Origin of the sequence: Flagellimonas algicida, assembly GCF_049629585.1 — a bacterium.
Lineage (GTDB): Bacteria > Bacteroidota > Bacteroidia > Flavobacteriales > Flavobacteriaceae > Flagellimonas.
In genome coordinates this window covers 566,974-582,162 of sequence record NZ_JBMYIX010000001.1, presented here as the reverse complement: position 1 = coordinate 582,162, position 15,189 = coordinate 566,974, and the positions used below count along the sequence as shown (strand labels likewise).

Genomic DNA, 15,189 nt, shown 5'->3' with positions numbered 1-15,189 from the left:
ATGTTAGAATTGAAAATAAATGAAATTGTTTGCATCTGAATAGAACAGAATGATATTGATGATGGTGAAGGTCAGAAAGGCCACATACCACCAGGGTTTCATCCTTGAGCCAAATTCCTCCAATCGTACCTTTCGCACAAACAGAAACGTATCAAAAATAAGCGCCAAAAGCAAACCATATACTACTGTTCCAAAAATGCTCAGATTGCCTATAAAAGGTTTGCCATAATCCGAACTGAACAGTTTGTGCATTATGATCCCGGTATCCTCAAAACTCAATGACCTAAAGAATATCCAAATAAAGGAAACCACCAAAAAAACTGCGATGTTATTGAATAGGCGGTATCTATTGGGTATCAAATTAAAGCGTTTTTCCAATGCCAAAAGTATCCCATGCAATGAGCCCCAAACCACAAAGTTCCATGAGCTGCCATGCCATAGCCCTCCCAAAAACATCGTTATGAAAAGGTTGCGATATTGCTTAACAAGTCCTTTCCTGTTTCCTCCCAACGGTATATATAAATAATCCCTGAGCCAAGAAGACAAAGAGATATGCCATCTTCTCCAGAACTCGGTAATGGACGAAGAAAAATAGGGTAGATTAAAATTAGGTTTGAATTCAAACCCCAACAATTTTGCCGTTCCTATGGCAATATCCGAATACCCACTAAAATCAAAATATATCTGAAACGAATACAGCACCACGGCCATAAGAATACTAGAGGAATTATGCAATTCCGGGGCATTGTAGATACCATCTATCAAAGACCCAATGGAATCGGCCACCACTACCTTTCTAAAGAAACCGACCACTATTTGAAAAAGACCGTCCCGGAACCTTTTATGGCTCCATTGTCTTTTGCCCACCAATTGGGGGATAAGGTTTGAAGCCCTTTCAATGGGTCCTGCCACCAGTTGCGGGAACAATGCCACAAAGCTGGCGAAAGCCACAAAATCCTTGGTAGGCTCAATTTCCTTCCGATAGATGTCTATGGAATAGGACATGGTCTGGAACGTATAGAAAGAAATACCTACGGGAAGGATAATATTCAATGTGGTGATTCCCGGAACATATCCGATCGTTTCCCCAATTGCCAAAAAAGAGTCTATAAAAAAGTTGAAATATTTAAATACGCACAATAACCCCAAGTTCACAAAAATGCTGATCATTAAATACGAACGGCTCTTTCTGCCTTCACTTTTGGCTATGGCGATACCCAAAAAGAAATCCACAAAGGTGGAGAATGCTATTAAGGAAAGAAATCTCCAGTCCCACCAGCCATAAAACACATAGCTGGCTACCAAGAGCACCAAGTTCTGTACTTTAACCTGTTTTCTGGGAATTGACCAGTATAGAATAAAGACGATTGGAAAAAACAATAAAAATGCAAGGGAGTTGAACAGCATCTTAGTCGAAAGAATTTTACATCTGCCAAAAATAGTTTCTTGAGAAGAATATCAACCTATTTTTAGATGTTTTCCCTTTTAAAAGGATAAAAAGCATTGAACCCGGAAAATTCCGGGTTCAATTATATGGTGCAGGTATTACATTTCAAATTCTATAACCCACTGTCAACCAAGTTGATGTACTCTTCAATGTTGGTGTAACCATCATTATCCATGTCACCACTGTCATCGGCAACTTGCGGATTAAGTCCCATGGCCATTTCCCACTCATCGGGCATACCATCCCCATCACTATCTGTTTTGGAGGTACCATTATTGAGCGAAGGATATCCTCCAGCCATCTCGGGGGAGTCGACAATTTTACCGGATAGACTGTAATAATCCTGGATGACCCTTTGGTCCAAGGTATCAAAATAGGGATATCTAGCCCCGGCGTTGGCCAATACATAATCTATGGCCTGATTCACTGGTCTAGGAATAATGCCTGAATCCACTGGAGGCGATCCAACAATGTAAGATTCCCAATTGGGTGCCAAAAATGGAACGCTAAAGTCGTTTGTATTGTCTGATTGGTAAATACTACCTGAATGTCCTTGTCCAGAATCATTTATATAGCTGGTAATATTGGCAGAACCGATATCGGTAACTCCTTTTTTCCAATGATTTCCAATGGCCGTCCAAGATTGTCCGGAACTAAACCCTCCAGCACCTCTAAAATCATAGAATACGTTGTTGATAAGTTCAAAGGTGGATCTGGCCGCCCTAATGTTTCTCTCAGAATTGTGGGCCACATAGTTATTATAAAAGGTAACATCCTGGGACCTGTTGATCAAAACACCCATGGAATGGGAACTACTCTCATAGTGTACAGATTGACCCAAAGCTTCAGATATAATACAATTCTGAATGGTTATATTTTGCGAATCGACCACGGAAAAGTTCTCATCAACACTCCAAGAAACAGAACAATGATCTATAATCATGTTGGAAACGTTCAAAAGCTCCAGCCCATCATAAGCAATCCCTGACGGCTTTGACCCTACAATGTTCCCTGAGGCATCTTTCCAACCATCATCCCCTAGTCTAAAACGAATATTTCTAAGTATGATATTATCGGTATAATTAAACCTTATGGACCCCTTTATGGTAATACCTCCACTATTTACAGGTGCAGTTTGTCCAGCAATGGTCAAATCCCCGTTCCTAACAAACACTTGATCTTCATAGTCCAACTCTATGGTACCTCCAACGGCAAAAACTATGATTCTAGGACCTGAAGCTTGAAGAGCCTCAACAAAGGAACCTGGTCCACTTTTGTTCAGATTGGTAACGGTATAAACGGTTCCTCCCCTACCTCCAGTCACATTTTTCGCAAAACCTTCAGCAGTGGGAAAAGCTTTCAAATTGGAAGAAACAGTGTCATCTATCGGGATTTCTCCGTCGGAATCACCACCTTCGCCATCAGTAGTATCATCATCAGGATTCTCTGATGTTGTGTCATCATCATCATCATCATCGCTGTCGTCGTCGTCGTTATTTTCATCTATGTTTTCACTGATTTCATCTTGAACGGATTGATAAAATAAATCCGAATCCTTAGCGCAAGAATTCAACATCAGTAAAACAAATAGAAAAAACATAGTAAGTGGGAAATAAAATCTTCTAATCATGGGTTTTTGACTTAGGGTTGTAAAATTAATTACTAAAAAACTTTTTTAGTTGAAATGCATTGTTTTTTCGATGAAATGCACTATTTTATTTATTTTTCTATACAAAGTAGTTATACGCCATTCAACCATGAAATGGATCGCTTCGTCGACTTTTTTAACAAAAAAAGGGGGTTTTTTCGACCAACTACCTGTTTCTTTAACAACTGAAGGGAAATCAAGTGAAATACTTAAGCGGGCTTCTGTCCTTTATTATAATGAAGGTTATATTTGTGCTTCAAAAAAACACACATGAAAATACTGGTTACCGGAGCAGCCGGTTTTATAGGGTTCCATACTGCCAAAAGTCTACTTGAAAGGGGACATTCAGTAGTTGGTATCGACAATATAAACGACTATTACGACGTCAACCTAAAATTGGCCCGTCTAAAGGAGCTTGGTATTGTGGCCGACCTCAACGAACTGGAAACCGGAACCACAACAAGTACCTTGTTCCCAGATTTCTCATTCGTAAAACTGGATCTTACCGATAGGGAAAACCTGCCCAACCTGTTTTCCATGGAAAAGTTTGACGTGGTATGTAACCTAGCTGCCCAAGCAGGTGTAAGATATAGCCTGGAGAATCCAGAGGCTTATATTGATAGTAACATTGTTGGTTTTCTCAATATTCTAGAGTGTTCCAAGAAATATGGGGTAAAGCATTTGGTCTATGCCAGTAGTTCCAGTGTTTACGGAGCCAATAAAAGTGTTCCCTTTAAGACATCCGATAATGTGGACCATCCTATTAGCTTGTATGCAGCCACAAAAAAGAGCAACGAATTAATGGCGCACACTTATAGCCATTTGTATCAATTCCCAACCACGGGTTTACGTTTTTTCACGGTATATGGTCCTTGGGGCAGACCAGATATGGCTATGTTTCTCTTCACCAGTGCCATTTTAAAAGGAAAGCCCATCAAAGTGTTCAACCACGGTAGTATGGAAAGGGATTTCACCTACATAGATGATATTGTGGAAGGAATTGTACGTATCATCGAGGCCGATGTTGCCAAAAGACATAACGATGAGGGTCTTTATAAGGTGTACAACATAGGGAACAACAAGTCCGTGAAATTAATGGACTTCATCGGCGCAATAGAACAGAACTTGGGAGTCACCTCCAAAAAAGAACTTTTGCCCATGCAAGACGGGGATGTTCCCAAAACATGGGCAGATGTCCAAGATTTGGTGAAAGACTACGATTATAGTCCCAACACTCCTGTTGAAGAAGGTGTGGCCAACTTCATAGAGTGGTATAAAGATTTCTATGGGGAAAAAGTATAGCCCTTCTTTTTGGTTTGAGTCCATGCAAATCCCAAACTATGAAGAACATTACCTTTTATCGGTTTTAATCAACATTGGTAGTAAAACTATCCTGTTTTAATTTCTTTTACTGATTTTTGCACTGAACTTGAAACTACTTTTTAATGGATATTACACACCTAAAGCTTAGTCCTGACCATAAAATTTTAGTAACAGGAGGGGCTGGCTTTATAGGCTCCAATCTATGTGAAGCCCTCTTGAAAAACGGCAATACGGTTAGATGCTTGGACAATTTCGCAACCGGAAAAAGAGAGAATATTGAACCCTTTCTTTCCAATCCAAACTTTACGCTCATTGAAGGAGATATTAGAAATGCGGAAGATTGTAAAAAAGCATGTTCAGGGATGGATTATGTATTGCACCAAGCTGCGCTTGGTTCGGTCCCTAGGTCCATCAACGATCCCTACACCAGTAACGAAGTCAACGTAAGTGGCTTTTTAAACATGCTCATCGCCGCTAAAGAAGCAAAAATCAAACGCTTTGTATATGCTGCCAGTAGCTCTACTTACGGAGACTCCAAGAATATGCCCAAGGTAGAGGACATTATTGGAAGGCCTTTGTCCCCATATGCCATTACCAAATATGTCAATGAACTGTATGCAGATGTTTTTGCAAAAACTTATGGAATGGAAACCATTGGACTTCGATACTTTAATGTATTCGGAAGAAAACAAGACCCCAACGGAGCGTATGCCGCTGTTATTCCAAAGTTTGTGATGCAACTCATGAAACATGAATCCCCTACCATTAATGGCGATGGTAGCTTCTCAAGGGACTTCACCTATATTGACAACGTCATTGAAATGAATGTCAGGTCAATTCTAAGTCCCAATCCCGATGCCGTAAATACGGTATACAACGTGGCCTTTGGAGAGCGCACATCATTAAATGAGCTTGTGGAACTTCTAAAGGAAAATCTTGGAAAATACGATGCGGAAATAACCAATGTGAACATTGTATATGGTCCAGAAAGAAAAGGTGATGTACCACATTCCTTGGCATCGATTGAAAAAGCAAAGAAACTATTGGGGTATGACCCAAAATTCAATATCGAGAGCGGATTAAAGGAAGCTGTGGATTGGTATTGGGGCAACTTGCAATAAAACGAACAATTCAACGATTATATATAGTAAACTTTTCATCCAAAATTAATCCTGAAGAATTATTCTCAATTAAATGAATTTACTTGTTATAGGTACTGGTTATGTAGGTTTGGTAAGTGGTACTTGTTTTGCAGAAATGGGAAATAATGTCACCTGCATTGACATTGACCAAAAGAAAATAGAATCCCTTAAAAAAGGGATGATTCCCATTTATGAACCTGGATTGGAGCCCATGGTGGCCAGAAACATCCAGAACAACACCTTACATTTCAGTACTGACCTCTCTAAACACATTCAAGATTGCGATATTGCCTTTATAGCAGTGGGCACACCAATGGGGGAAGACGGGTCTGCAGACCTACAATATGTTCTCAAGGTCGCGGAGCAGATAGGTCAACACATGCAATCCCCACTTATTATAGTTGATAAGTCAACCGTACCTGTGGGTACTGCAGATAAAGTACGGAACGCAATAAAAAAAGAATTGGAGAAGCGGAATGTGGACATTCAGTTCGACGTAGTTTCCAATCCTGAATTTTTGAAGGAAGGCGATGCTATAAACGATTTCCTCAAACCAGACCGTGTGGTTGTGGGCTCTGACAATGATGAGGCCACTAAAAAAATGGGAAGGCTCTATGCACCTTTTTTTAGGAGCAGTATGGATCGTCTCATTACCATGGATGTAAGATCGGCGGAAATGACCAAATATGTGGCCAATGCCATGCTTGCCACCAAAATATCCTTCATGAACGAGGTGGCCAATATCTGTGAACTTGTCGGGGCCGATGTAAACAAAGTGAGGATCGGGATTGGATCCGATCGAAGAATAGGTTACAGTTTTATATACCCCGGAAGCGGATATGGCGGCTCTTGCTTTCCAAAAGATGTAAAAGCATTGAAGAAAACGGCAATGGAGCATGGTTACACGCCTCAGTTGATAGGTGCCGTGGAAGATGTCAATGATCGCCAAAAATTGGTGATCGCCAAAAAAGTGGTAGATCGTTTTGGAGAGGACCTAAATGGGAAGACCTTTGCTGTTTGGGGATTGGCCTTTAAGCCTCAAACCGATGATATGAGGGAGGCTCCATCCATTTACATTATAAAGCATCTTGTGGAAAGAGGCGCCACCATACATGCCTATGACCCTAAGGCCATGGAAGAAGCAAAGCACTTTTACCTCAAGGACGTCCCGAACGTAACATACTTCGATTCCAAATACAATACCCTAAAAAGTGCTGATGCAATGATTCTGCTTACGGAATGGAAAGAATTCAGGTCTCCAGATTTTAATGAAATCAAAAAGCAATTGAACATGCCCGTTATATTTGATGGGCGTAATCAATACAATGATACCCTTTTGGAAGAAATGGGAATCGAATACCATCAAATAGGAAAATCCAAATAAGAAACAACCATTATTAAACTATAAAAATGAACCCAACTAAAATAGCAGTCATTGGACTGGGTTATGTGGGACTACCACTAGCCAGACTTTTTGCAACCAAATTTCCCGTAATCGGATTTGACATCAACCAAGCCCGTGTTACTGAGCTACAAAATGGAACGGACAGTACTTTGGAGGTGGAAGATGATATCTTGCAGGCCGTTCTTAGCAGTGTTCCCAACATGGAGACAGGGCTGTTCTGCACTTCCAGTGTTGACAATATAAAGGATTGCAATTACTATGTGGTCACAGTACCAACTCCTGTTGACAGCACAAACAGACCCATACTTACCCCACTTTACAAAGCTAGTGAAACGGTAGGAAAGGTCCTTAAAAAGGGAGATACTGTAATTTATGAATCAACCGTATATCCCGGTGTAACGGAAGAAGAATGTGTTCCCGTATTGGAAAAAGTAAGCGGTCTCACTTTTAACAAGGACTTTTTTGTTGGGTATTCCCCGGAAAGAATAAACCCAGGGGATAAAGAACACACCGTAGAGAAAATATTGAAGGTCACTTCGGGATCCACTCCAGAAATTGGTAAAAAGGTAGATGCCCTATACGCTTCAGTAATCACTGCAGGTACTCACTTGGCCCCTACCATAAAAGTTGCGGAAGCAGCCAAAGTAATTGAAAACTCACAGAGGGATATCAACATCGCGTTTGTGAACGAATTGGCAAAGATTTTTAGCCTAATGGAGATAGACACCCATGATGTACTGGCAGCAGCCTCAACCAAATGGAACTTTTTGCCTTTTAAACCCGGACTGGTCGGTGGCCACTGTATTGGTGTGGATCCATACTACTTGGCCCAAAGAGCGCAACAATTTGGATACCACCCGGAAATTATTTTGGCAGGACGTCGCATGAACGACGGTATGGGAAAATATGTTGCTTCCGAGGTCATAAAATTGATGGTCCAAAACGACATCAAGATCAAGAGTTCAAAAATATTGGTAATGGGCATCACATTCAAGGAAAACTGCCCAGATGTCAGAAATACAAAAGCTGTGGACGTAGTTACCAACTTGAAAAGCTATGGAATCACGGTAGATGTATGTGACCCTTGGGCCTCTCCTGATGAGGTAATGCATGAATACAACCTTGAAACTTCAAAGACAACCAAAGCAAACGATTATGACGCAGTGGTTTTGGCTGTGGCGCATAATGAATTCAAGGATTATCCTTTTGATTCATTAATGAAGAAGAACGGTGTACTCTACGATGTTAAGGGATGTATAGAAAAAGATTTGGTAAACGGTAGATTATAACACATGAAGCAACAACCTCTTATCAGTGTTGTCGTACCGGTATACAATGTAGAGGAATACCTAAACCAATGCGTTGACAGTATACTTGACCAGACCCATAAAAACCTTGAGGTCATTCTGATAAATGATGGCTCCAAGGACAATGGTGGGAAAATCTGTGATGCATATGCGGAAAAAGATGCAAGGGTCAAGGTAATACACCAAACAAACAAAGGACTTAGTGGTGCCAGAAATTCTGGCCTTGAATTGGTTTCAGGTGAATATTTGGCGTTTGTGGACAGCGATGACTGGATAGAGCCCAACATGTTTTCCCGCTTAACGGAACTATTGCAAGAAAACAATCTGGACATTGTAGAGTGTGGCATAGCAAAATCCAATGTAAAGAAGCAAGCCAAGAAAGACGTCCAGCTTACCATTGAAACCTATGAGGAGGCTTTAAAAAGAATCATTAAGAACAACCAATATTCGGTTTGGAGAAGAATCTATAAGACCAGTTTGGTCAAAGACTATCGTTTTTTGGAAGGTAAGACCTCCGAAGACGTATACTTCACTATAGACAACCTGAAGAAAGTAGATAGGATCGGTGTATACCTTATGCCCTTCTACAACTACAGATACAATCCAACGAGTATCACAAAGAGCCCATACAGTCTTAAAAAATTCGACTCCTTGGATGCCGGGTTCTATCTTTTGAACAAGGTTAAAACGGATGGAGATGCCCCAGAAGTGGTATCAATAGCCTATGACCATATGTTGAAGAAGTTATTGAAACACTACAAATTACTCAATTACAATCCACATGTGGACCCCGATTATGAACATCGCAAAAAATTAAATACAAAGATTAAGGAACTGTACCCCCATTCCAAGGAACCCATCCCCTACCTTAAATTGGCGGTGAAGCTTCCCATAAAATTATTTGAAATCTTTATCCGTTTCAACAAACTGAAACACAACCTAACCAACAGTAAAGTTGGGTAAGTCCTGTATATGTCTAGAGTAAGGAAATCCATTAAAAATGCCAAAATTGGAATATTCTTTTTTGGGCTGTCCATCCTTGCTCAATTTTTCTCAAGAAAAATATTCCTTGAATTTTTAGGAGACGAATTTATGGGTCTTACCGGAACGCTCAGAAGTATGCTGAGTTTTCTAAACCTTGCGGAATTGGGAATTGGGACAGCTATAGGCTATACTTTGTACAAGCCCATTTTTGACAATGACAAGATAGAGATCAACAAGGTTATTGGATTACTCGGATTTCTATACCAGCGCATAGGTTTGATCGTGCTGGGTACCGGAGTAGTGGCTTCCCTCTTTTTCCCTTGGATTTTCAATGATACTTCCCTTTCCATTGGGTTGGTCTATTTTACGTTCTTTTCGTTTTTGGCGACCACCTTGTTCAGCTACTTCGTCAATTACCACATGGTACTTTTGGAGGCAGATCAGAAAGGCTATGTTGTACAAGGATATTTTCAAACAAGTAATATTATAAGACTCATTGTACAATCTTTGGTGTCTTATTATTTCCAGAGTTTATATGTCTGGGTAGCCTTGGAACTCTTTTTCTCAATTTTGTACTGTATCATCCTTAGAATAAAGGTAAAGGAGCATTACCCATGGCTCACCATACGGGCCAACGAGACCAAAAACATCATCAAGGAATATCCTGAGGTCATCAAGAATATCAAACAACTTTTTGTCCATAAGATTGGGTCTTTTGTGAAGGATGGCACTGACAATATCCTGGTATTTGCCTTGGTAAGTCTGGAGAGCGTGGCATTTTTCGGGAACTATCAGCTCATATTCACCAAGCTTACGGGGCTGGTAAAAATGGTATTTTCCGGAACACGGGCAGGTATTGGCAACTTGGTCGCGGAGAACAACATGAAGAATATCTTTAAGGTGTTTTGGGAAATACAAGCATTACAATTCTTCATTGGTGGTGTATTGGGGCTTGTACTGTATCATTGTATTGAGCCGTTTATCACTATTTGGGTAGGCGAAGAATATATCCTGGATAAAAGCGTACTCCTTTTACTCGTCATCATTTTTTTCATTGGACAAGTAAGAGGTGCTGTCGAATTTTTTAAAAATGCCTATGGCCTTTTTTCAGATACCTGGGCCCCTGCCGCCGAAGCTATTGTCAATTTATTGATTTCTTTCATCTTTGGTAGGATGTTGGGCATTAGTGGAATTATGCTGGGCACGTTGGTAAGCCTTGTACTTTTTGTGGTGATATGGAAACCCTACTTTCTTTACAAGCACGGCTTTAAAACCAGTCTCTGGCCCTATTGGAAAGGTTTTTTGGGACACCTGTTTTTGTTTCTTTCTGTGTTTATTGGATTGAATCATTTCATACAATCCTTTATAAATACCGAAGTCAATAACTACGGTGCATGGATTTTGTTGGTTGTGGAGATTACCGCCATCAGCGCTATCTCATATGGCCTGTTATTGTACATTTTTGCAACTGGTTTTAAAAATCTGACCTATAGGGTGATCAAGCTGGTCTCTAAGAAAATCTCAAAAAATGGACACTAAAAAACGGATTGCATTTGTTATCAGCAAACTTTCTTCGGGTGGAGCACAACGGGTCATTGCCACTTTGGCGAACAACTTGGTTTCAAAGTTTGATATAACCATAATCACCTACTCCAATCAAGAATCCTTTTATGAATTGGATGAAAAAATAAACGTGATCCCCTGCTTTGAGAAAGACCATATCGAATCCAGTAAAAACGCACTCCAATCCATACGACTCAACTATCGGTTATATAGATCCATCAAAAACATTTTAAAAGAGGAAGGAATAGACCTGGTCATCGGATTCATCACACAGTCCAATATTTTCTCGGTATTTGCGGCCAAGAAAAATAAGGTTCCCTGTATCATATGTGAACGTACAAATCCCGAAAGAGCCAAAATCCAAAAGTTTTGGAAAATTTTAAGGCACGTGGCCTATCCCAAGGCAGATTGCTTGGTAGTTCAAACCAACTTCGCCAAAGATTTCTATCTGAAAAACATTCCCGAATCCAATATTAAGATCTTACCCAACCCGATCAATCCAAAATTATCAAACAAGCGAACAGCGGAGCAAAAAGAAAATATTGTATTGGCGGTGGGAAGGCTTCACAAGCTCAAGAACCATGCAATGGCCATTACATCTTTTGCCAATGTGAACCCCCAAGACTGGAAATTACTGATTCTTGGGGAAGGAGCCGAACGGTCCAACCTAGAGAAATTGGCCGCCAATGTACAGAATGTGGAACTGCTGGGAGCAAAGACAAATATTGAGACGTATTATAACAAAGCCAAAATATTCTTGTTCACTTCCTATTACGAAGGGTTCCCAAATGCTCTATTGGAGGCCATGCATTTTGGGGCCGCCCCCATATCAACTGATTGCAAATCCGGTCCCTCTGAAATTATTGAGGATGGAATCAATGGATACTTGGTCAAAATAAACGATGATAGGGCCATGACCAAACATTTAAGTCAATTGATTGATGATTCCAACCTAAGGAATTCCATGGGAAAGGCCGCACAAAAGACCACCGAAAGGTACTCATCGGAAAATGTGACCCGTTTGTGGTACGATTTGATCATTTCAAAACTTAATTAAAAAAAGACCCTTAAATTTAAATCATAAAAAAGCCCTTTGAAAATCCTCAAATACGTTATACTGTCCCTTATCATCCTCAATCTACCGGCAGCCACCCTTAAGTTTGGAGGCGGTGGACTGGGCAGTATGTTGAGCTATGCCTCTTTGATCCTTATGATCATATATTTCATGTTCTCCAATAAGGGAAAAGCCAACATATGGATGATCGTTATAGGACTCAGCTACTATCTTATATCTGCATTCCAATATACCGGGGACTTTAAAACGTTTCTTACACTGTTTCTAAAATACTTCATTGTAGTCATTTGCGGGTATGAAGTCATCAAGGATACTTCAAAGAAGGAGCTTTTCTACTTTTTAATCGTGGGTGCACTAAGTATTTTGATCCATACGCTTTTCTTTACAAGTGATTATGGAAGGTACAGTGGGTTTTACATCAATCCAAATGTTGGTGGTTTTATATGCATATTTGGTTATGGTCTCACTTATGGCCTAGAAAACAAAAAATTAAAGTTATTGGGGCAGTTTCTTTTCACTTTAATGGGCCTGTTGACATTTTCTAGGACCTTCATTGCCTTATGGCTCCTTTTGAATGCCCTGTCCATTTTTATCAATATCAAGAACATCCGTATTTTCTTGCTCGGCGCCCTAATCATGAGTACACTTTTTATGATCGATGAATTTATTGGCCTCAACAATCCAAGGTTCCAACAACTCAAGGCAATAGTAAACAATGAAAATGTGGACAGTAGGGAAATCAATGAGGACTCCCGGACGGAAACATGGGCAAGATTCTATGATTACATCCTGGAAAAACCATTCTTTGGAAATGGATATGGTGCATTTCAGGGAGGAGGAGTACACCGATTAGGTTCCCACAATACGTATCTTTTGGTGATTGGTGAATCTGGTATTATACCATTTTTACTCTTTGCAGGACTATTCCTGTTTTTGATCTATAAAGGCGTCTTACTGTTCAGAAAAGCTCCAAATCTGTTGATGCAGGCCATTGGAATATCCGTGTTTTTATTGGCAAACCATAATTTTTTCAATTTTTATTACATCACATTTTTGGCGATGTGGTTACAATATCAGGTTGCCTTGAACGATAACGAAGAAAGCTCCATGAATCAAAACCCGCTTCCCATATGATTGTAAAAATATTTTTTGTGATTCCCTCGTTAAGAGCGGGCGGTGCGGAAAGGGTAATGTCTTTTTTGGCTGAAAATTTGTCCCATGATAAATTCAAGGTAACCTTAATCGTTATTGGCCACCAAAAAGACCAGGCATACTCCGTTGATACCAAAATGGTGGATGTGGTCTTTTTGGGCAAGGACAAGGTGTCTCAAGCTTTCCTTCCCATGTTCCGGCAGGTTAAAAGGCTAAAACCGGACATTGTACTCAGCTCCATAGGACATTTAAACATATTAATGTCTTTCATGGCCCCATTACGGCCAAGAACGGCCTTTGTGGCCAGAGAGGCCAATATTGATAAGGTGCGGAAAAAATTCAGTGCCAAAAAGAAAGGATTAAGACGTATTAATCTTAAGAAAATTGGATATAGATTTTTGAAAACCATCATATGTCAATCCAACGACATGTATGAGGGTTTTACAGGTGAATTCCCCCAGTTCAAGTCAAAAACAGTGGTGATCAACAACCCGATCACCAATGGTTTTACCCTTAAGGAAAAGAAAAATGAAACTGGGATATTCGCATTTATTACGGTTGGGGCCTTACATGGCAGAAAAGGCCATGATAGGATTCTAAAAGCCCTTTCAAGATTCCCCCATCCGTTTACATACACCATCGTTGGGAACGGCGAAAAAAAACAAGAGATTTTTGACATGGCAAAATCTTTGGGCATTTTTGAAAAAATACAACATATCCCTTACACCAATGAAGTTCCCAAATATTTGGCCAAGAACGATTTCTACTTGCAAGGCTCTTACGTTGAAGGGTTTCCCAATGCCGTTATAGAGAGCTGTGCCGTTGGTACCCCGGTGTTGGCGTTTGACGCCCCGGGAGGAATCAATGAAATTATCGATGAAAATGTCAATGGGAGTGTTTCAAAATCCGAAGATGAATTTTTGGAAAGTCTTATTCACCATACCACAACCAATACTTTCAATCCAGAACAGGTGAGGGAGTCTGTTCTGAAAAAATATGGGAAAGAAATCATACTCAAAAAATATGAGGATCTCTTTTTTAAGTTTATTTAACCATCATTTATGAAAATCCTTATAATAGTACCCAACAATAACCTTGGTGGAGCTGAGCAATTTCTTCGAATGGTGGCTTCCCATTACCACAAGGAGCATGAAGTTTCCCTTTATTTTTTTTATAAAAAAGTAGAAGCCAATGCTTGGGACAAACTTGTGGGATCCAATATCAAAAAACACTTGTTCTCGAACAAAAATGAGAAAATGGGGTTTTTAAAATTTTTCTCCCACCAATTATTCGGAAACAAGGAAGAGTATGACTACATCTACACTTCCAATGTTTTTGTTACGGGAATCACGGGACTATTTTTAAAACTTGGACTGCTCAAGACCAAAAAATTCATTGGTAGGGAATCCACTTCCATATTTATTCGATATAAGGGATTAAAGCTGATGCGCTATAAACTCTTCTACTATTTGGGATACAGCAAAGTAAATCTTCTTATTTGTCAAACAGATGTCATGCGGGAACAACTGGTCTCCGCACTACCCTTTTTAAAGACAAGGGCGCATACCATTTCAAATCCTATCAACTTAACCGAAATGATAGCTATGTCCCAAAAAGAGTTTACCATTGAACTTCCAAATGAATATATGGTTACCGCAGGCAGACTAATGCCCATCAAAGGTTTTGACTATTTGATCAGAGCATTTGCCAGCATAAAGGATAGGTTTCCAAATCTAAAATTGGTGATTTTGGGAGATGGAAACGAGGAGGAAAAACTACGGGATTTGAGCCGTTCCCTTCAACTGGAAAACGATGTGATCTTTGAAGGGTATGTACAAAATGTTTATCCATATTTTAAAAATGCCAAGCTTTGCGTAGTGTCCTCCATACTGGAAGGCTTTCCGAATGTTCTGTTGCAAATGATGAGCCAAAACAATAATGTGGTATCTACACTTTGTGCGGGCAACATTGATAAAATCAATGGAATTGAAGTGTGCCGACCCGGCGATGTTGAAGATCTTGCAAAATCCATTGAAAAGGTATTAATGGGAGATACTACAAATAATAGAATGCTCTTCGATACGTTTTTAGAACAGAATGATATTGAAAAGTTTGTGAAAAAGGTTGAGAATTTAGCGTAAGA

Annotated in this window: 12 protein-coding genes; 10 read left to right on the top strand and 2 right to left on the bottom strand. The window is 39.9% G+C overall.

The genetic code is table 11. From position 1 onward, the window contains the following. Positions 1 to 3: 3 nt before the first annotated feature. Both ACPD8L_RS02520 and ACPD8L_RS02515 read right to left on the bottom strand, forming a co-directional pair. Complete coding sequence (locus ACPD8L_RS02520) at positions 4 to 1,311, bottom strand: MBOAT family O-acyltransferase (RefSeq protein WP_423942965.1); 1,308 nt, start codon at positions 1,309 to 1,311, stop codon at positions 4 to 6. 248 nt (positions 1,312 to 1,559) lie between these two features. Beyond that, on the bottom strand, positions 1,560 to 3,023 hold the full coding sequence (locus ACPD8L_RS02515; protein WP_421809246.1) for a pectate lyase family protein: 1,464 nt from the start codon (positions 3,021 to 3,023) through the stop codon (positions 1,560 to 1,562). 342 nt (positions 3,024 to 3,365) lie between these two features. On the opposite strand from ACPD8L_RS02515, the gene ACPD8L_RS02510 reads away from it, so the two are divergent. The 10 genes from ACPD8L_RS02510 to ACPD8L_RS02465 all read left to right on the top strand — a co-directional run bounded on the left by ACPD8L_RS02510 (position 3,366) and on the right by ACPD8L_RS02465 (position 15,187). Continuing rightward, the gene (locus ACPD8L_RS02510; protein WP_116219002.1) at positions 3,366 to 4,397 is read left to right on the top strand and encodes an NAD-dependent epimerase; all 1,032 of its coding nucleotides are present in this window, start codon (positions 3,366 to 3,368) and stop codon (positions 4,395 to 4,397) included. 143 nt (positions 4,398 to 4,540) lie between these two features. Then, on the top strand, positions 4,541 to 5,539 hold the full coding sequence (locus tag ACPD8L_RS02505; RefSeq protein ID WP_293300168.1) for an SDR family oxidoreductase: 999 nt from the start codon (positions 4,541 to 4,543) through the stop codon (positions 5,537 to 5,539). A gap of 73 nt (positions 5,540 to 5,612) precedes the next feature. Next, positions 5,613 to 6,944: a UDP-glucose dehydrogenase family protein gene (locus ACPD8L_RS02500; RefSeq protein ID WP_423941696.1), complete on the top strand. Its 1,332-nt coding sequence runs from the start codon at positions 5,613 to 5,615 to the stop codon at positions 6,942 to 6,944. Between the two features lie 26 nt (positions 6,945 to 6,970). Further along, positions 6,971 to 8,254, top strand: a complete 1,284-nt coding sequence (locus ACPD8L_RS02495; protein WP_293300164.1) for a nucleotide sugar dehydrogenase — start codon at positions 6,971 to 6,973, stop codon at positions 8,252 to 8,254. 3 nt (positions 8,255 to 8,257) lie between these two features. Then, entirely contained in the window at positions 8,258 to 9,235 is a 978-nt protein-coding gene (locus ACPD8L_RS02490) for a glycosyltransferase (protein ID WP_116219006.1), read from the top strand. A 9-nt stretch (positions 9,236 to 9,244) separates the two neighbouring features. Then, positions 9,245 to 10,795 (top strand): lipopolysaccharide biosynthesis protein, encoded by a 1,551-nt coding sequence (locus ACPD8L_RS02485; protein WP_423941694.1) that lies wholly within the window; start codon positions 9,245 to 9,247, stop codon positions 10,793 to 10,795. Then, positions 10,785 to 11,876, top strand: a complete 1,092-nt coding sequence (locus tag ACPD8L_RS02480; RefSeq protein ID WP_293300159.1) for a glycosyltransferase family 4 protein — start codon at positions 10,785 to 10,787, stop codon at positions 11,874 to 11,876. The genes ACPD8L_RS02485 and ACPD8L_RS02480 overlap by 11 nt, the downstream gene beginning before the upstream one ends. Before the next feature lie 36 nt (positions 11,877 to 11,912). Next, a complete protein-coding gene (locus tag ACPD8L_RS02475) occupies positions 11,913 to 13,028 on the top strand; it encodes an O-antigen ligase family protein (protein ID WP_293300157.1) in 1,116 nt (371 codons plus the stop codon). Next, positions 13,025 to 14,098, top strand: a complete 1,074-nt coding sequence (locus tag ACPD8L_RS02470; RefSeq protein WP_423941691.1) for a glycosyltransferase — start codon at positions 13,025 to 13,027, stop codon at positions 14,096 to 14,098. Before ACPD8L_RS02475 ends, ACPD8L_RS02470 begins: the two co-directional genes overlap by 4 nt. A 9-nt stretch (positions 14,099 to 14,107) precedes the next feature. Then, positions 14,108 to 15,187 (top strand): glycosyltransferase, encoded by a 1,080-nt coding sequence (locus ACPD8L_RS02465; RefSeq protein WP_293300153.1) that lies wholly within the window; start codon positions 14,108 to 14,110, stop codon positions 15,185 to 15,187. The last annotated feature ends 2 nt before the right edge of the window (positions 15,188 to 15,189 follow it).